18 protein-coding genes are annotated in these 17308 nt (G+C 56.6%); 7 read left to right on the plus strand and 11 right to left on the minus strand.

From position 1 onward, the window contains the following. Nucleotide 1: 1 nt before the first annotated feature. The 11 genes from rlmN to E8K88_RS02350 form a co-directional block, all read right to left on the minus strand. Nucleotides 2–1171 (minus strand): dual-specificity RNA methyltransferase RlmN, encoded by a 1170-nt coding sequence (gene rlmN, locus E8K88_RS02300; RefSeq protein ID WP_136405025.1) that lies wholly within the window; start codon nt 1169–1171, stop codon nt 2–4. A 218-nt stretch (nt 1172–1389) separates the two neighbouring features. Continuing rightward, on the minus strand, nt 1390–1815 hold the full coding sequence (gene ndk, locus E8K88_RS02305; RefSeq protein WP_136405026.1) for a nucleoside-diphosphate kinase: 426 nt from the start codon (nt 1813–1815) through the stop codon (nt 1390–1392). Between the two features lie 178 nt (nt 1816–1993). After that, nucleotides 1994–3388 carry a pseudouridine synthase gene (locus tag E8K88_RS02310; RefSeq protein ID WP_136405027.1) on the minus strand — a complete coding sequence of 465 codons (1395 nt, stop codon included), beginning with the start codon at nt 3386–3388 and terminating at the stop codon, nt 1994–1996. A gap of 112 nt (nt 3389–3500) precedes the next feature. After that, entirely contained in the window at nt 3501–4538 is a 1038-nt protein-coding gene (gene scpB, locus E8K88_RS02315; RefSeq protein WP_136405028.1) for an SMC-Scp complex subunit ScpB, read from the minus strand. Nucleotides 4539–4549: 11 nt separating this feature from the next. Next, nucleotides 4550–5599: an RluA family pseudouridine synthase gene (locus E8K88_RS02320; protein WP_136405029.1), complete on the minus strand. Its 1050-nt coding sequence runs from the start codon at nt 5597–5599 to the stop codon at nt 4550–4552. Between the two features lie 102 nt (nt 5600–5701). Beyond that, on the minus strand, nt 5702–6523 hold the full coding sequence (locus tag E8K88_RS02325) for a peptidoglycan DD-metalloendopeptidase family protein (protein ID WP_136405030.1): 822 nt from the start codon (nt 6521–6523) through the stop codon (nt 5702–5704). Between the two features lie 14 nt (nt 6524–6537). Beyond that, on the minus strand, nt 6538–7419 hold the full coding sequence (locus tag E8K88_RS02330) for a protein-L-isoaspartate(D-aspartate) O-methyltransferase (protein WP_136405031.1): 882 nt from the start codon (nt 7417–7419) through the stop codon (nt 6538–6540). After that, nucleotides 7416–8252, minus strand: a complete 837-nt coding sequence (gene surE, locus E8K88_RS02335) for a 5'/3'-nucleotidase SurE (RefSeq protein WP_136405129.1) — start codon at nt 8250–8252, stop codon at nt 7416–7418. The genes E8K88_RS02330 and surE overlap by 4 nt, the downstream gene beginning before the upstream one ends. A gap of 35 nt (nt 8253–8287) precedes the next feature. Continuing rightward, nucleotides 8288–8788: a hypothetical protein gene (locus E8K88_RS02340; protein ID WP_136405032.1), complete on the minus strand. Its 501-nt coding sequence runs from the start codon at nt 8786–8788 to the stop codon at nt 8288–8290. 177 nt (nt 8789–8965) lie between these two features. Then, nucleotides 8966–9541: a ClpXP protease specificity-enhancing factor gene (locus E8K88_RS02345; protein ID WP_205880002.1), complete on the minus strand. Its 576-nt coding sequence runs from the start codon at nt 9539–9541 to the stop codon at nt 8966–8968. 133 nt (nt 9542–9674) lie between these two features. Beyond that, complete coding sequence (locus E8K88_RS02350; protein ID WP_136405033.1) at nt 9675–10274, minus strand: glutathione S-transferase N-terminal domain-containing protein; 600 nt, start codon at nt 10272–10274, stop codon at nt 9675–9677. 359 nt (nt 10275–10633) lie between these two features. Here E8K88_RS02350 and E8K88_RS02355 point away from each other — a divergent pair, with 359 nt between their 5' ends. The 7 genes from E8K88_RS02355 (at nt 10634) to E8K88_RS02385 (ending at nt 16855) form a co-directional block, all read left to right on the plus strand. Then, nucleotides 10634–11158: a hypothetical protein gene (locus E8K88_RS02355; RefSeq protein WP_136405034.1), complete on the plus strand. Its 525-nt coding sequence runs from the start codon at nt 10634–10636 to the stop codon at nt 11156–11158. Between the two features lie 99 nt (nt 11159–11257). Next, nucleotides 11258–12931, plus strand: coding sequence for a CTP synthase (locus tag E8K88_RS02360; RefSeq protein ID WP_136405035.1), 1674 nt, complete (start codon nt 11258–11260; stop codon nt 12929–12931). Beyond that, nucleotides 12928–13782, plus strand: coding sequence for a 3-deoxy-8-phosphooctulonate synthase (kdsA, locus tag E8K88_RS02365; protein ID WP_136405036.1), 855 nt, complete (start codon nt 12928–12930; stop codon nt 13780–13782). Before E8K88_RS02360 ends, kdsA begins: the two co-directional genes overlap by 4 nt. A gap of 262 nt (nt 13783–14044) precedes the next feature. After that, nucleotides 14045–14866 carry a hypothetical protein gene (locus tag E8K88_RS02370; protein WP_136405037.1) on the plus strand — a complete coding sequence of 274 codons (822 nt, stop codon included), beginning with the start codon at nt 14045–14047 and terminating at the stop codon, nt 14864–14866. A 25-nt stretch (nt 14867–14891) separates the two neighbouring features. Further along, entirely contained in the window at nt 14892–15182 is a 291-nt protein-coding gene (locus E8K88_RS02375) for a DUF1330 domain-containing protein (protein WP_136405038.1), read from the plus strand. 34 nt (nt 15183–15216) lie between these two features. Further along, on the plus strand, nt 15217–16503 hold the full coding sequence (gene eno, locus E8K88_RS02380; protein ID WP_136405039.1) for a phosphopyruvate hydratase: 1287 nt from the start codon (nt 15217–15219) through the stop codon (nt 16501–16503). Between the two features lie 67 nt (nt 16504–16570). Further along, entirely contained in the window at nt 16571–16855 is a 285-nt protein-coding gene (locus E8K88_RS02385; RefSeq protein ID WP_136405040.1) for an FtsB family cell division protein, read from the plus strand. The last annotated feature ends 453 nt before the right edge of the window (nt 16856–17308 follow it).

Here is a 17308-nt window from a genome sequence, read left to right on the forward strand (position 1 = left end):
GTTAACCAACTCTCAGGGCTTCGACGCTCTCTCCATTGCGCTTCTTTTGCATCCTCACCACGGCCTGCGTGCGGTCCTTGACCTCACCGGCCAACTGACCACAGGCCGCATCAATGTCATCGCCGCGTGTTTTACGCACCGTCGTGACCACGCCAGCATCAAGCAGTACCTTGGCAAACGCCTGCACCGCTTGCGGCGAAGAGCACAGCAAGCCCGACTCAGGAAATGGATTGAATGGGATCAGGTTCAATTTGAACCAGCCAGTTCCCTGGCCATTGCCCGACAAGATCTCGACCAGCGTGCGGGCATTCTCAACCGAGTCATTCATACCGGCCAGCATGCAATACTCAAAAGTGATGAAGTCACGCGGTGCATATTCCAGATACCGATGGCACGCAGCCAATAATTCTTCAATCGGGTATTTCTTATTCAGCGGCACCAAATGGTCACGCAGTGGATCGGTGGGCGCATGCAAAGACACGGCCAAAGCCACCGGTGCGCTTTGCGACAAGCGGTCCATCATCGGCACAATGCCTGAAGTCGAGACGGTCACGCGTCTGCGTGACAAGCCAAAGGCATTGTCATCGAGCATGGTCTTGAGGGCTGGCACCAGCTGGTTGAAATTTTGCAGCGGCTCGCCCATGCCCATCATCACGACGTTGGAAACCTTGCGCTCTGGCGATTCAAAGCGCCGGCGCAGCTCGTGCTCGGCATACCACAGCTGGGCGACAATCTCCCAGGTCTTGAGGTTGCGGCTAAAGCCTTGGTGACCCGTAGAGCAAAAGCGGCAGCCAATCGCACAACCGGCCTGCGAGGAAATACACAGCGTGGCGCGGTCACGCTCGGGAATATAAACAGCCTCAACCGCATCGCCACCGCCCACATCAAACAGCCACTTGATTGTGCCATCGCGCGAGACCTGCTCAGTCAGCACCGGCAGCGCCACCACTTCGGCGCATTCCTTGAGTTTGGTGCGCAGCGACTTGGCGAGGTCGGACATCGCATCAAAGTCGGCCACACCACGTTGGTGGATCCATCGGTACAGCTGCGTGGCGCGAAAACGCTTCTCCCCCAATTGGGCGCAGAAATCGACCAAAGCCTCTAAATCAAGGCCTAGCAAATTCACTTTCTGCACAGCGGTTTCAGTCGTGGGGTGGTTGAGTTGTTCCATGTGGCAAGGGTGGTACAACGACAGCCGAAGGCTGCGCAGTACACAAAATAAGCTCACACGATGACGGAGCTTGAATCAATAGACAAAAAAGCAAAGGCGATCGCAGGCATTTTAACGCCCGCAAGATCGCCTCTGGATACACAAACTATTCTCATCGGGCTGTTACTGCCAGCCCGAACAAGGCTTTGTGTGATTCGCACCCGAATGGGCGCTGGCCATTAACGTGAGTAAACGTTCAGGCCTGGGAAGAAGAACGCAATTTCGACGGCAGCTGTTTCAGCGGCGTCAGAGCCGTGCACTGCGTTGGCGTCGATGCTGTCAGCAAAGTCAGCACGGATTGTGCCTGCGTCGGCTTTCTTCGGATCAGTAGCGCCCATCAGTTCGCGGTTTTTCAAAATTGCGCCTTCGCCTTCCAGCACCTGGATCATCACCGGGCCGGAGATCATGAATTCAACCAGGTCTTTGAAGAAAGGACGCTCTTTGTGCACGCCGTAGAACTGCTCGGCCTCTTGGCGCGACAGTTGCACCAGACGTGCAGCAGCGATTTTCAAACCAGCGTTTTCAAAACGTGCGTAGATTTGACCGATCACGTTTTTTGCAACTGCGTCGGGCTTGATGATGGAGAGTGTGCGTTCGATTGCCATAATAAATCGTGTTTTCTTCGTTAAACAAAAAAGCCAGCCATTCTAACTTTTTTCTGCAATGCAGATAGGTAAAAGCCCCAAATGCGCAAGGTCGCTTGGCAAACCAGCGCCGGCCATGCGAACCGCATCTGTATCAATCAGACGCCAGTTACCACGACAGGCTGCTGGCGCCGCGTTGTTAACGGCTGCGGCCGCGACCTGGTTTCTTACCACCGCGCTGCGGTGGGCGGATGCCATTCTCGCCAATATAGCCTTGTGGCTTGGCCGCAGCACCGGCTGTGCGCCACAATGCCTGCTGGGGCTTAGCCACCGGCGTAGAACCAGCTGACGAAGGCCTTGGCCCCGCATGCTTGCTCGTGCGTCTGCCGCTGGAGGTCACGCGCTCAACCGGTGCCTGCCTTGGCATGTCAACCTCACCAGTCAAACGCGCCACATCCCGCTCAGACAGCTCAAACCACATACCACGGCGCAAGCCGCGCATCAGCATCACACTGCCGTAACGAATCCGGATCAAACGGCTGACCGCATGGCCAACGGCCTCCATCATCCGGCGTACTTCACGGTTACGGCCTTCAGAAATCGTCACCCGATACCACTGGTTGACACCTTCGCCCCCACCATTTTCAATGCTGCCAAATGCGGCTTCACCGTCTTCGAGTGTGATGCCGGTGAGCAGGCGCTCGCGCTCCTCATCGGACAAGGCGCCCAAAATACGCACCGCATATTCACGCTCCAGTCCAAAGCGTGGGTGCATCAACCGGTTGGCCAAATCACCTGAGTTGGTAACCAGCAGCAAGCCCTCGGTATTCAAGTCCAAGCGGCCCACGGTCTGCCACTTGCCTTGTGGCAAGCTTGGCAGGCGTCGAAAAATCGTTGGCCTGTTCAGCGGATCATCGCGCGTGACCATCTCGCCTGCCACCTTGTGGTAGGCCAGCACCCGCGGCGCAGGCGGCGCAATGCGAATGCGCACCGGCTTGCCATTGATCTTGATTTGATCGCCAAATTGCACGCGCTGGCCTACGTGGGCTGGATGGTCATTGACCAAGACCCGGCCTTGCTGGATGAGCGCCTCCATCTCCAGACGCGAGCCAACACCGGCCTGCGCCAAGACCTTGTGCAGCTTGGGCTGCTCGGCATCGGGCTGCAATACGCGTTTATGGACTGTTTTGGCCTCTGACTCCAGCGCTTCTTCAGCACTGGTTTCATCGTCATCCAAAATACCTGCAACCACATCCTCAAAAGCCAAGCCTTCGTGGTCTTCGATTGCATCCAATGCAGACTCCTGCAAGGCCTCAAGATCCTGCTCTACAGGCGCCGGCTCACGCTGCGGCCGTGCAGACCGCGCTTTTGTTGCTGCCGATGGCGGTGCGATACCGTCTCGTTTAGCGGCCTGTTTCGCAACGTCTTTGGCCGGCTTATTGCGCACTTGCGCATCACGCCTTGCAGCAGGGCCGCGGCGTTGGCGCGACTCAGCGTCGCCAGCGGCATTGGCAGAGCGACGCGTCGAGGCTTTGGCAGGACGGGCCTTCGCAGTGCGATCAGCCGACTCTGGTGGGAGTTGTTTTTTTTCCATTAGACCCATTCAACCTTCTTCATGATGGAAGGCTTCGATACAAAGTATCTACAACGGCTCACCGCATCCACCAGGATCGGTGCAACCTGACATAAAAAATAGCAGCCTGTGCTCAAGCGTCGCCCAGTGCGGGCGGCCGTGTAAGCTGCGGCGGTTCAGACTCCGCATGCTGCGCAGTGGCATGCGCAACAATACCGGCCTCATCGGCACCGCTATCGCCGTCTGCAGCACTGGCAATATGCGCATTGTCGCTCAGCTGCGTCTCAAAAGCCACCTCTTGCGCTTGCACAACCGCATGCACATGGGGTTCTTCCTCTGTGACAAGGCTTGGTGTCAGCTCGGCAGCCAGCTCCGATGGCGCAGCTTCTGGCTGCAGCTCACCCGGCTCCAACGGCCCATCCGAGCCATCAGCTCCTGCCTGTTCGGCGCACTCCAACTCAGTGCCAACGGCACCCACAACCACTTGCGCCTCTGCAGCCTGCGCGTGCATGACCTGCTCGTCTGTGACCGACTCCGCGGCAACTGGAGCCTGCGCCGGCTCAGGCGTTGCAGCCGTCGCCGCAGACGCCGAAGTCAGGCCCAGCTGCTGCAAAGTCGCATCACTGATGGCATCAATTTCAGGCAAATCACGCAATGACTGCAAGCCCAAATCATCCAAAAACTGCGCAGTCGTCGCAAACAACGCGGGCCGGCCCACGCTTTCGCGGTGGCCGATGACCTCAATCCAGCCGCGCTCCTCCAATTGCTTGATGATCTGGCTGTTCACAGCCACACCGCGAATGTCTTCGATGTCGCCACGTGTGACCGGTTGGCGGTAAGCAATCACAGCCAGGATTTCCATCGCCGCGCGCGAGTAACGCGGCGCACGCTCGGGCTCCATGCGCCCCAAATACGGCAGCACAGCAGCGCGGCTTTGGAAACGCCAGCCAGAGCTCACGCATACCAGCTCCAAACCTCGCCGCGCCCAATCGATTTGCAGCTGCTCCAACCAGGCCTTGATTTGCAGCTCGTCGACGGCCTCGTCAAACAGCGCCAGCATGGCATCCATGGGCATCGCCGCTTTGGCGCACAGCAGCGCCGCCTCCAGCACGGAGATCGGATCTACAGTGCCCGGTGCGCCAACAGTGGCGGCCTGGGTGTCATCAAGCATTCAATCCCCTCTCATTGCCAAGGCTGCAAATCCAAGCCATCAAGGGCTTGCTGCAAATCCTGCGGCAGTGGCGCCTGCCACTGCATCGCCTCTTGTGTGACCGGATGCACAAAGCCCAATCGCCAAGCGTGCAAGGCCTGGCGAGCTATCGCCGGATGGGCTGCGCCCCCATAAATGGCATCGCCCACCAAGGGCCAGCCCAGGTGCTTGGCATGGACGCGAATCTGGTGTGTGCGGCCGGTGCGCAAACGGCAATGCAGCAAGGCGTAGTCACCTTCTTGGCGGGTCACCCCCCACAGCGTCATCTGGGTTTGTGCAGTCCTGCCCGATTGGGTATTCAAATCCACCACCGCCATGCGCAAGCGGTTTGAGGTGTCACGCCCAACCGCCGCATCAACCTCCAGCGCATCGCCCTCGCCTTGCCAGGGCATGCGCGCATTGGGCGCGCGCTTGGCCAGCGCCAAATACTGGCGCGACACATCGCGCCTGGCGATCATATCAACCAAGGCAGCCACCATCGGTTTGGACTTGGCCACCACCATCAAGCCACTGGTGTCTTTGTCCAGTCGGTGCACGATCCCTGCGCGCGGCAGCGTCGCAAACACCTCTTTGTAACCGAGCAAACCATTGAGCAGTGTGCCGCTCCAGTTACCCGCAGCAGGATGCACCACCAAGCCAGCAGGCTTGTTTACCACCAGCAGATACTCGTCTTCGTAGACGATATCCAGCGCCATGGTTTCAGGCAAGAATGCCTGGCTTTGCGCTGTAGGCTGCAGCTGCACGGTCAGCAGCTGGCCAGCTGACACTTTATTGGCGGGCTTGGCTACCACCACGCCGTCCAGGCTGACCCAACCGTCCTTGATCAGTTGCTGCAAATGGTTGCGAGAAAACTCAGGCGCCAAAGTCAACAAGGCTTTGTCAACACGCTGACCATGCAATGCGGCGCCCATCTCCAAGCTGCGCTCTTCGGTGGCCGACTCGACCTCGCCGGCTGAGACATCTTCCAGCGCCGACTCGATCGCCGGCTCTACTGGCTCTGCTTCAGGACCATACTTATTCATGCACACATCAACTATTCAAAGAACAAAAGGATCGGGTGCACAACACACCGATCCTTTGAATGCACAACGGCACCGCAATACCGCCATGGACTGGGATTTTTATCAGCGCTTGGGCAGATACATGGCCGGATTGACCGGCTTGCCTTGGCGGCGAATTTCAAAATGCAACTTCACGCGATCGGCATCGGTGCTGCCCATTTCAGCAATTTTTTGACCACGTGTGACACGCTGGTCCTCTTTGACCAGCAACGCACGGTTGTGTGCATATGCAGTCAAAAACTCATCGTTGTGCTTAAGAATGATCAGGTTGCCATAGCCGCGCAAGCCTGCGCCTGCATACACCACATTGCCATCGGCTGCGGCCAAGACCGGATCACCGGCATTGCCAGCAATGTCATAGCCCTTGTTGGTAGCTTCGTTAAAACCGGCCAACAATTGGCCCGAGGCTGGCCAGGCAAACTGGATGCCGGATACAGTGGCTGTCGCGGCCGTGCCTGCAGTTGCGGTCGCAACGGTTGTGCTTGAAGCACTGCCCGGCGCACTGCTGCCCGAAGAAGGGATCGGGCGCACTTGCACACCATTGCCAGAGGCCGATGCGGTATTGCTTGCGACCGCTCTGCCAGGCGGCGTCACACGCAGCACCTGACCTACTTCGATCACATCGGCATTGGCCAATTGGTTCCATGCCGCAATTTCTTTCCAGCTGTGGCCGGTCTCCAGGCCAATGCGAATCAGCGTATCGCCCGGCTTGACGGTATATGACCCAGCTGGTGTTGGCGCAACTGGAGCCACTGAGCCAACCTGCCCTGAACCAGCACGGTCTTCAACAGGCGCATCATTGAGGCTCACACTTGAGCACCCAGCGACCAAGGCACATGCGGCCACAATAGCTCCCAGGCCTACCCAACGAGTTTGAAAAAGCATTATTTGAATCCTTCTTAAGCAACGCCTGATTTTAACGGAACAAAATGAACTGTCTCTAATGCTTGCTGCCGCAAGCCCGAAGGTATTTTGTCAACCACTATCAACACCTGTCGACCTCCATCGGTTGACGTAGGGGCAACAATTCGCCCCCCCATACCCAATTGGTCTACCCAAGCCTGGGGGATTGCATCGCCGCCAGCGGCTGAAACAATGGCCGAATATGGCCCGCCAGAGGCAAAACCGGCCATGCCATCACCGAACAACAGGTGCAAATTACTCACACGCAACGGCCGCAGATTATCACGCGCGCGTTCATGTAAACCACGCACGCGCTCGATCGAATACACTTCTGTGGCCAAATGGCTCATCACGGCTGCCTGATAACCGCAGCCGGTGCCGACCTCCAAGATACGCCCTGGAATTCGGCCAGCATGGTCTGCATACGCGTACATGATCAATGACAGCATGCGCGCGACAATCGTCGGCTTGGAGATGGTTTGCCCATAACCAATTGGCAGGCTATTTTCTTCGTATGCCTGCCCGATCAACGCCGAATCAATGAATGCATGGCGCGGCACGATGCGCATGGCCTCGATCACTGCCGGATGCATGCCCTCAATCGCCATCAAACGCCTGGCCATGCGTTCGCGCGCCGCCTGCTGGCTAGACGCACTGGCAAATTCTCCAAGATTGCTGGTGGCAAATGCACTTTGCCCACGCACCATATGGGTTGGCAATGGCGCCAATGCCTGCGAAAACACCGCAGCAGCACCACCAACCGGACGCTCACCGGAGCGCTCAAACGGGCGATCTGCAGGTCGCGGCACAGGCCGAGGCGAAAGCGCCGAAGGCGGCGGCAAGACCTGCGCGGGAAAACGCGGCTTCTTTTGCGTCATGCCTGGCCTCGTTGCTGTGCCGCACCAGAAGGCGTCAGCGCAATCTGCTCCAGCAAATCACCGGCCATAAAAGAATCCAGCTGCATGCGCGCACGCCAGTCAACCAGCCCCTGGTGGTCAGTCAAATCGACATGCAAGGGTGTGATCGCCACATGGCCATTGGCTGTCGCATGGAAATCGGTTCCTGGACTGGCATCTGAGGCTGCGCCCGATGCGCCGATCCAATACATGGTCTCACCACGCGGATTTTTCTGGCAAATAACCCGCTCAGCTGCATGCCTGCGCCCCAAGCGGCACCACTGCAATGGCTTGAGCAAGGTCAAAGGCAAGTTGGGGATATTGACATTGAGCAGCCACGGAGCAGCGCCAATCCAGTCTTGCTGGCGAAGTTGTGCCACCACCCCTGCAGCCGCCTGCGCAGCGGCAGACAGTTGGTCCCAGTCTTTGTCGACCAGCGAAAAAGCCAACGACGGAATGCCAAACAAATAGCCTTCCATCGCCGCCCCCACGGTGCCAGAGTAAATCGTGTCATCGCCCATATTGGCACCGTTATTGATGCCGGAGACCACCAAGTCAGGGCGGTAATCGAGCAAACCGGTCAAAGCCACATGCACGCAATCGGCCGGTGTGCCATTGACATAACGAAAGCCGTTGTGGGCGCTGTTGTGCACATACAGCGGCGCATTTAAAGTCAGCGCATTGGATTTAGCGCTGTTGTTGTGCTCAGGAGCCACCACCTCGACTTGGGTATGCGGCAAGACGGCCAAGGCTTCCGCCAAAGCCACGATGCCTGGCGCCAAATAGCCATCGTCGTTACACAACAGAATTTTCAATTGATCCACGCGAACACCGCCTTTACCATCATTTCTCAGGGCCCAAACAAGGCATCGATCTGGTCATCCCACAACACGGTATGCACCTGCCATGTTTGCACTGGCTTGTAAAAAGTGCAGCCTATGCGCAAGGCGTGGTATTGCATTTTGACCAAATACCAATGCTGAACCAGGCTTTTTCCTGCATCGCGCGAGCGCACCCACTCGTAACCCACAATCGGGCCATAGCTGGCCGTCAACTGGACTAATTGGGCCTGCGTTTGAGACACCAGTCGCGTGAGCTCCTCCTTGGACAGCGGCCAATATGGTGCCAGCTCATCAAAAGCCTGTTTGGCTTGTCCTGATGCCAATTGCGCTACAGCCGCCTCGCATAAATTGCGCGTTTGCGCACTGGAGTTGAGCAACGCTCCACCCCAGTCTGCATCGCGCACAGCCGGCTTGGGCGACTGCATGGGCAACAGCGAAGCCGCACCTTGCTCAATAGGCTGCTGCATGATGGGCGTATCCATCAAAGGAATAAAGTCATCTTCAGGCATGGCTGGCTGCCCATAAGCGACAGGCCCAACCAAGCCCGCTGCGACCACACACGCAACGACCCAGCGCTGCGCCACTATACCAAGGCGCAGCAGCGGTGCATGTCCCTGACGGCAGTCACCTTGCATAAAAAACACGGACACGAAACCTCCCAATGCAGCATAGCGCGCATAAAAGCCCTACTTGACCAACCGCAATGAGGGACGCTTAGCGCCCTTTCCACCGCCAGGTGGCTCAGGCTCATCGCTTTTGGCCTTTGGTTTACTTTTACGTGCAGTAGGTTCCAAAGATTGCAATTTGGGCTTTGAGGGCGCAACTGGCGCAGCACTGGCATCCAGCAATTCAACAGACTCTGCCTCATCCGTATCCTGGGTCTGCCCCGCCAACTCCAGCGCAGCAGCGCCACGGCCCGGTGCAGGCATATCAAGTACCGCATCGACCACAGTGAAAGCCATGCCCTGGCCGTTTTCACTGGCATAAATGGCCATAACCCGGTGAATAGGCACAACGATGTGGCGTGGCACACCACCAAAGCGGGCCTGGAACTCGATGTATTCATTGCCCATCTCCAGCTTGGCGGTGGCGCCATAGCTGACATTGAGCACAATCTCGCCGTTGCGAACAAACTCAGGCGGCACTTGCACCGAGCCATCTACCTTGACTGCCAGATAGGGCGTGAAGCCGTTATCCGTGCACCACTCATGCAGAGCGCGCAGCAAATACGGTTGGGTCGATGGCAATGCTTCAGAAGTCATGATGTGGAAGGTAACGACAAAAAGAGCCTGCCTCTGCCCGCACGCTACAAACCGTGCGGCCGCAGGCCTCATAAACAAAAAGCATACCCTAACACTAAAAATGGCCAGAAAACTGGCCATTGTGTTTATTTGCTTAGCGGCGCATGACTTTTTCGGAAGGCGTCAGCGCTTCAATATACGCAGGCCGGGAAAACAGGCGCTCTGCATACTTGAGCAAAGGCGCAGCGTTGCGGCTGAGTTCAATGCCGTAGTGCTCCAGACGCCACAGCAGCGGTGCAATCGCCACATCCAGCATCGAGAAATTCTCTCCCAGCATGTATTTGTTTTTGATAAAGTTCGGGGCCAACTGCGTCAGGCGATCGCGGATGTGCGCACGGGCCTTATCCTGGGCCTTGGCTTCGCCAGACTCCAGTGTTGCGACATGCACAAACAGCTCTTTCTCGAAGTTCAGCAAGAACAAACGCACGCGGGCGCGGTCAACCGGATCACCAGGCATCAGTTGAGGATGAGGAAAACGCTCGTCGATGTACTCGTTGATGATGTTTGATTCATACAGAATCAAATCACGCTCCACCAAAATAGGCACCTGACCATACGGATTCATCACATTGATGTCATCTGGCTTGTTGAACAGATCGACATCACGGATTTCAAAATCCATGCCCTTTTCAAACAACACAAAGCGGCAGCGGTGCGAGAACGGGCAGGTCGTGCCCGAGTACAAAACCATCATTGGGGGGAATTCCTCAAAAAATAAAAGAGTGGATTGCGAATGAAACCACTCTGTACGGCGGCATCATACAAAATTCCAGATGGCAATTTCAAGCCCCAGCTTGCAGATAAATCGCAGCCAATGCCTGCCAATCATCGCTAAAACACAAAAAAACGCCAATCACCGCCCATAGCACGCATACAAATGTCATCAACGAAACGATTGGCAAAGGATCTTTGCTGCCGCACATCAATCAGATACAAACAAGCTCTATACAACAAACGGGGGATGTCTAAGAACGTGTTTACGTTCTAACTGCCACCCCACCACCTCTCCCAATTACTTCAAGCTGCCGCTGGCACCATTACAGCCATTCACTTATGACTAATTCACAACGTTCACTCACCAACACCTCTTCAACACGCCGCCTGGCCTGCGCTGCAGTACTGCTTGCCTGCGTGAACCTGCACGCCCAAACGCCAAGCGCGCCAGCAGCAAACCCCATCCAACCCAAGGACGGCCTGTGGAACTGGACAATGGGTGCAATGCAGTCCAGCGCCAGCTGCATGCCCGGTGTGGCCCAGTCGCTGGCCCAGTTGCTGCCACAACAGCGCAGCGAACAAGTGCAATTTGATACGCCGTTTCACCCAGCCCAACTGGTCAAGGACTCGGCCATCTCTTGGCAGCAGCGCAGCCCCAACCATTTCATTGCGGTTGCCAATGGCATCACAGTGCAAGGCTTCCCATTGCCTCTGAACGCCAGGTACGAGCTGTTTGTGCTCAGCCCCACCCGCATGCGCGGCGATGCCACGGTAGAGATGAACGTCTGGCAAGTTTGCAAAGTGCAAGCGCCCTTTGATTTCGAGCGCCAAGAGCAAGCCACCCCAGCGGCCAGAACGCGCTAGTGGCAAACGACCAAGGCTTTAGCAAGGTCAAAAAACGGTAAAGCCTGAACAAGACTGCAAACGGTTTTATAATCGTAATTTCCCACATCTTCTCGAGACATGACCAAATTTGTCTTCGTCACTGGCGGTGTAGTTTCCTCACTAGGAAAAGGCATCGCCGCCGCATCATTGGCGGCACTCCTAGAATCTCGCGGCCTCAAAGTCACGTTGATTAAGTTAGACCCCTACATCAACGTGGACCCGGGCACCATGAGCCCGTTTCAGCACGGCGAGGTGTTTGTCACCGACGACGGTGCTGAAACCGACTTGGATTTGGGCCACTATGAGCGCTTCATTGAAACGCGCATGAAGCAGGCCAACAACTTCACCACGGGCCGTGTGTACCAGACCGTACTGGAGAAAGAGCGCCGCGGTGACTATCTGGGCAAAACCGTACAGGTCATCCCCCACGTCACCAATGAAATCCAAGAGTACATCAAACGCGGCGCTGGCATTGGTACAGCTGACGCGGTTGATGTCGCGATTGCCGAGGTCGGCGGCACGGTGGGCGATATTGAATCGCTGCCATTCCTGGAAGCCGTGCGCCAGTTCAGCCTGCGAGCTGGCCCAAACAACACTGCGTTTGTGCACCTGACTTACGTGCCATGGATTGGCGCGGCTGGCGAGCTCAAGACCAAACCGACCCAGCACACCGTGCAAAAGCTGCGCGAAATCGGCATCCAGCCAGACGCCCTGCTTTGCCGCGCTGACCGCGATATTCCGCAAGACGAGCGCGAAAAAATCTCCTTGTTCACCAATGTGGCTGAATGGGGCGTGATTTCCATGCCCGATGTAGACACGATCTATAAAGTCCCGCGCCTGCTGCACGAGCAAGGCTTGGATGGCCTGATCTGCGACAAGCTGCGCCTGAACACGCCACCGGCCAATCTCAAACGCTGGGACGATCTGGTTTACAAAACCGCACACCCAAAAGGCGCCGTCAAAATCGCCATGGTCGGCAAATACGTGGATTTGTCGGACAGCTACAAGTCGGTCAACGAGGCATTGCGCCACGCAGGCTTGGTCAACGACGTCAAAGTAGACATCACCTACGTGGACTCGGAAACCCTGGATTCGTCAAGTGTGGCCGAGTTGGCCAGCTACGACGGCATCCTGGTGCCAGGTGGTTTTGGCTCACGCGGTGTGGAAGGCAAAATTTGCGCCGCACAATATGCCCGCGAACACCTGACGCCGTATTTGGGCATTTGCTTAGGCATGCAAGTGGCGACAATTGAATACGCACGCCACAAAGCGGGCCTGACCAAAGCCAATAGCACCGAGTTCGACCCTAAAACCCCTGAGCCGGTCATTGCCCTGATTGACGAGTGGGAAGACGCCGATGGCAGCATCCAAAAGCGCGATGCCAACTCCGACCTGGGCGGTACGATGCGTTTGGGCGCACAAACCTCGGACGTTGAGCCTGGCACCCTGGCCCACCAGATTTACGGCAACACCGTGACTGAGCGCCACCGCCACCGCTACGAAGCCAATACCAAGTACTTGGACAAGCTGCGCCAGGCTGGCTTGGTGATCTCGGCGCTGACCCAGCGTGAGCAACTGACAGAAATTGTCGAGCTGCCCAAAGCCGTGCACCCGTGGTTTATTGGCGTGCAATTCCACCCGGAATTCAAATCCACGCCATGGGCCGGTCACCCTTTGTTCAATGCCTTCATCAAAGCGGCCGTTGAAAAACACCAGCCAAAGGCCAGCAACACCAGCAAGGAATCAGCATGAAACTGTGCGACTTTGAGATTGGTCTGAACCAGCCGTTCTTCTTGATTGCGGGCCCATGCGTGGTCGAGTCCGAGCAATTGCAAATGGATGTGGCCGGGCAACTCCAGGAGATCACCAAATCCTTGGGTATTCCGTTCATTTTCAAAAGCAGCTATGACAAGGCCAACCGCTCGTCCGGCACCAGCTTTCGTGGCCCAGGCATGCAGCAAGGCCTTGAGATTCTGGCCAAAGTCAAGCGTGAATTGAACGTGCCGATCTTGACCGATGTGCACACCGAGGCAGAGATTGCCGAAGTAGCCAAAGTCGTCGACGTCTTGCAAACACCGGCATTCCTGTGCCGCCAGACCGATTTCATTCGTGCCGTCGCCCAAAGCGGCAAGCCAGTGAACATCAAAAAAGGCCAGTTTCTGGCCCCGCATGACATGAAAAATGTCATCGACAAAGCCCGTGCGGCAGCCAAAGAAGTGGGCCTGCCTGAAGACAGCTTCATGGCCTGCGAGCGCGGCGCCAGCTTTGGCTACAACAACCTGGTCAGCGACATGCGCAGCCTGGCCATCATGCGCGAAACCCAAGCGCCTGTGGTGTTTGATGCGACGCATTCGGTGCAATTGCCAGGCGGCCAAGGCACAAGCAGCGGCGGTCAGAGCGAATTTGTACCGGTGCTGGCGCGTGCCGCGATTGCCACCGGCGTCGCAGGCGTATTCATGGAAACCCACCCTGATCCGGCCAAGGCTTTGTCAGACGGGCCCAACGCCGTGCCGCTCAAACACATGAAAGCCCTGTTGGAGATCATGGTGGACCTCGATAGAATCACCAAGCAGCGCCCATTCTTGGAGAACTTGTTCAATTAATGGGCAAAAGTAATGGGCAAAAGCGCAAGAGCAGCGATGCATCACTGCATCGCTCAATCCAACGCTGTCATGCCCCAACTAGCGCAATGGCTCCGCATCCAAAGACACAACGAGCGGCTTTTCTGAAAACCATCGCGCAGGCAGATCAAAAGCACATTGTGCTTCGTGCTTGGCCACGATTGATTCGAAGCGGGAAATCTTCAAGCATCTTTTAATTCAGATTGTTATCACTGTTAATTAATTTACAGCCAGGAATACTGCCATGAAAGTCCATACACAACAGTTCTCGCGCGTCACACCTTTGGCTCTTGCGCTTACATCAAGCATTCTTCTTGCAGGTTGCTTGGGCGGCTCTAGCGAAGACCCGTTCAAACCAAATCCTGACAACCCAGGCACCCCCGCTGACACAGCCGCGTCCTGCTTTGACAATGCGCTGAACTACACAGCCGGCAGAGCCATTGAGCTGGGCTACACGAACTACGCCATCACACCAGAAGAATTGAGGCCATCGGCGGCCATGATTCGAGTCCTTGGCAATGCAGCCAGCTTTGAGGGGCAAACCAACTTGCTGCAGATCGAAGACATCCGTGGCTCCATTCTTGCCAACGCAGTGAATTCCTGGCAAACAGACCTTGACACCTATATACAGCGCCCTATTCCCAGCACGGGCATTGTTACCACTGTAGGCACGGTTTCCAAAACCACGCGCAACAACAATACATCGCCCGCAGAAGTAACGATCACGACCATCTACAATCCGGCCATCACAGACCAGCGCCGAACACTGAGAGTCAATCAATCGCTCACTCAAAACCTGTCAGGCACGGAAAAGAGGACCACCCCCGCCACCAGCAACCAGGAGGCGGTTGAAACCTCAGAACCCTTCTCCTACGCCCGAACCATCACCTTTCTCGGCAAGGAAAACCAGTCCATTGGTACGCTAAATGTAGAAGCGTGCAGGTTTAAAACAACCTCAGCTGGTCAACCAGACATCACCGAATGGGTGTATCGCGGTCAGACCATTCGTAAAGAAAGCAACGGCAGCCTGGTCGAACAGGTCACCGGCTTTACACCATCTTCTTAAGCTCCCACTAAAGGCTCCAACCACCATGCCCAGCGCCTACATCATTGCCTCCGTCGACGTCACCGATCCACAGCAGTACGAGCAGTACAAAATTTTCAGCACCCAAGCCATGCAGGCGCATGGCGCTGAGGTCTGCATCCGCGGTGGCCAAGTCCAGGTACTTGAAGGCGATTGGAATCCAGGCCGTACCGTGGTGCTTAAATTCAATAGCGTAGAAGAAGCCAAAACCTTCTACAACTCCCCCGAATACACCCTGGCCCGCAACGCACGTGAAGGCGCTGCCACCATGCGCATGGTGTTGGTCGAGGGCGTGTAAGTTTTTTGTATTCAACCATTTTGAGAGAGACACCATGAGTGCAATCGTAGATATCGTAGGCCGTGAAGTCCTGGACAGCCGTGGCAATCCCACCGTGGAATGCGACGTGCTGCTCGAATCGGGCGTGATGGGCCGCGCCGCAGTACCGTCTGGCGCCTCGACCGGCGCACGCGAAGCCATTGAGCTGCGCGACGGCGACAAAGCCCGCTACCTGGGCAAAGGCGTACTGAAAGCCGTCAACCACATCAACACTGAAATCTCGGAAGCCGTGCTGGGCCTGGATGCTGCAGAGCAAGCATTCCTTGACCGCACGATGATCGATCTGGACGGCACAGACAACAAATCCCGCCTGGGCGCTAACGCGCTGCTGGCCGTATCCATGGCCGTAGCCCGTGCTGCCGCTGAAGAATCCGGCTTGCCGCTGTACCGCTACTTTGGTGGCATGGGCGGTGTGACCCTGCCAGTGCCGATGATGAACGTCATCAACGGCGGTGCACACGCCAACAACAGCCTCGATCTGCAAGAGCTGATGATCATCCCAAGCGGCGCACCGACCTTCCGCGAAGCGATGCGCTGGGGTGCCGAAGTATTCCATGCGTTGAAAAAAATCATCCATGACAAAGGCATGAGCACCGCCGTCGGTGACGAAGGCGGTTTTGCCCCTAGCGTGGCCAACCACGAAGCCGCGATTGAGCTGATTTTGCAAGCCATTGAAGCGGCTGGCTACAAACCAGGCGAGCAAATCGCGCTGGGTCTGGATTGCGCGTCCAGCGAGTTCTTCAAAGACGGCATCTACACCCTCGAAGGTGAAGGTGGCCTGAAACTGACGGCTGGCGAATGGACCGACAAACTGGCCACATGGTGTGACAAGTACCCGATCATCAGCGTGGAAGACGGCATGTCTGAAAACGACTGGGATGGCTGGAAACTGCTGACCGAACGCCTGGGCAAAAAAGTGCAGCTGGTAGGTGACGACTTGTTTGTCACCAACCCGAAAATCTTCCGCGAAGGCATCGACAAAGGCATTGGCAACTCAATTTTGATCAAGATCAACCAAATCGGTACTTTGTCTGAAACTTTCGAAGCCATCGAAATGGCCAAGCGCGCGCGCTACACCGCCGTCATCAGCCACCGCTCGGGCGAGACCGAAGACAGCACGATTGCCGATATCGCAGTGGGCACCAATGCAGGCCAAATCAAAACCGGCTCGCTGTCGCGCTCGGACCGCATGGCCAAGTACAACCAATTGCTGCGCATTGAAGAGGACTTGGGTGACGTGGCCGTCTACCCAGGCAAGGATGCGTTCTACAATCTGCGTTAATTTTCACCATTAACTTGGCCAAAGCAGACAGCCCCAGCAGGGGCTGCTGCTTGGCACACACCTCACCATGTTGCGACTTCGCTATCTAGCCACCTTGGGTTTGCTCGGATTGCTGGCTTGGTTCCAGTGGCAAATCTGGACCGGTCACGGCAGTTACCCCACTGTCGAGCTGATGCGTGAGGAAATTGTGAAGCAAAAAAGCTCCAACCAATTGATGCGTCAGGACAATGAGCGCCTGGCCAACGACATCGCCGACCTGCGCGATGGCCGCGAAAAAATGGAAGAAATTGCACGCCAGGAATTGGGCATGATCAAACCCAATGAAGTGTTTGTGCAGTACACCAAGCCTTAAAGCCCCTACCGCTTGCCGCTCAAGCAGCGGCTTCTACTTCACCCTCAGTGGCGACGCCTTTCTGGGCACATTCAGGCCATGCTTAGCAGGCCATTGGTTCTGCTCGATCGCGTTGAATGCACACAAAGCCCTGCATGGGCCGCCTGGTCTCAACGGCAGCCCGCAAGCCCAGGCCATGTCGATTGAACAGGCCAATGCAGCTTGGCCCTCTCAACACTGGTATTTCAAGACCAGCATCCTATTCCTCGGATCGCCATCAAAGTCTCCACCGCACGGGACTTTTGGATAGATCACTCGTTGCACGGCGTTATAGCTTCCAGCTGAATGCGCGGCTGTGCCAACTCGCACCACCGGACGCGGTGTAAAGCATCTTCGAGCAGTCAATCTCACAATGCTGCAGACATCTTCCGTGCGGTCACCTTAGCACCTGTTCACCATCTCCATGCAGACCGC

The sequence above is a fragment of the Lampropedia aestuarii genome, from assembly GCF_004803635.1.
Classification (GTDB): domain Bacteria; phylum Pseudomonadota; class Gammaproteobacteria; order Burkholderiales; family Burkholderiaceae_C; genus Lampropedia; species Lampropedia aestuarii.

What these genes read in the sequence shown, in the direction of transcription:
- E8K88_RS02320 (WP_136405029.1), bottom strand. Translation starts at nt 5,599, where the DNA reads ATGAATAAGTATGGTCCTGAAGCAGAGCCAGTAGAGCCGGCGATCGAG.
- E8K88_RS02385 (WP_136405040.1), top strand. Translation starts at nt 16,571, where the DNA reads ATGTTGCGACTTCGCTATCTAGCCACCTTGGGTTTGCTCGGATTGCTG.
- kdsA (WP_136405036.1), top strand. Translation starts at nt 12,928, where the DNA reads ATGAAACTGTGCGACTTTGAGATTGGTCTGAACCAGCCGTTCTTCTTG.
- E8K88_RS02375 (WP_136405038.1), top strand. Translation starts at nt 14,892, where the DNA reads ATGCCCAGCGCCTACATCATTGCCTCCGTCGACGTCACCGATCCACAG.
- E8K88_RS02360 (WP_136405035.1), top strand. Translation starts at nt 11,258, where the DNA reads ATGACCAAATTTGTCTTCGTCACTGGCGGTGTAGTTTCCTCACTAGGA.
- E8K88_RS02310 (WP_136405027.1), bottom strand. Translation starts at nt 3,388, where the DNA reads ATGGAAAAAAAACAACTCCCACCAGAGTCGGCTGATCGCACTGCGAAG.
- scpB (WP_136405028.1), bottom strand. Translation starts at nt 4,538, where the DNA reads ATGCTTGATGACACCCAGGCCGCCACTGTTGGCGCACCGGGCACTGTA.
- E8K88_RS02350 (WP_136405033.1), bottom strand. Translation starts at nt 10,274, where the DNA reads ATGATGGTTTTGTACTCGGGCACGACCTGCCCGTTCTCGCACCGCTGC.
- E8K88_RS02345 (WP_205880002.1), bottom strand. Translation starts at nt 9,541, where the DNA reads ATGACTTCTGAAGCATTGCCATCGACCCAACCGTATTTGCTGCGCGCT.
- E8K88_RS02330 (WP_136405031.1), bottom strand. Translation starts at nt 7,419, where the DNA reads ATGACGCAAAAGAAGCCGCGTTTTCCCGCGCAGGTCTTGCCGCCGCCT.
- E8K88_RS02370 (WP_136405037.1), top strand. Translation starts at nt 14,045, where the DNA reads ATGAAAGTCCATACACAACAGTTCTCGCGCGTCACACCTTTGGCTCTT.
- E8K88_RS02355 (WP_136405034.1), top strand. Translation starts at nt 10,634, where the DNA reads ATGACTAATTCACAACGTTCACTCACCAACACCTCTTCAACACGCCGC.
- rlmN (WP_136405025.1), bottom strand. Translation starts at nt 1,171, where the DNA reads ATGGAACAACTCAACCACCCCACGACTGAAACCGCTGTGCAGAAAGTG.
- E8K88_RS02325 (WP_136405030.1), bottom strand. Translation starts at nt 6,523, where the DNA reads ATGCTTTTTCAAACTCGTTGGGTAGGCCTGGGAGCTATTGTGGCCGCA.
- E8K88_RS02340 (WP_136405032.1), bottom strand. Translation starts at nt 8,788, where the DNA reads ATGCCTGAAGATGACTTTATTCCTTTGATGGATACGCCCATCATGCAG.
- ndk (WP_136405026.1), bottom strand. Translation starts at nt 1,815, where the DNA reads ATGGCAATCGAACGCACACTCTCCATCATCAAGCCCGACGCAGTTGCA.
- eno (WP_136405039.1), top strand. Translation starts at nt 15,217, where the DNA reads ATGAGTGCAATCGTAGATATCGTAGGCCGTGAAGTCCTGGACAGCCGT.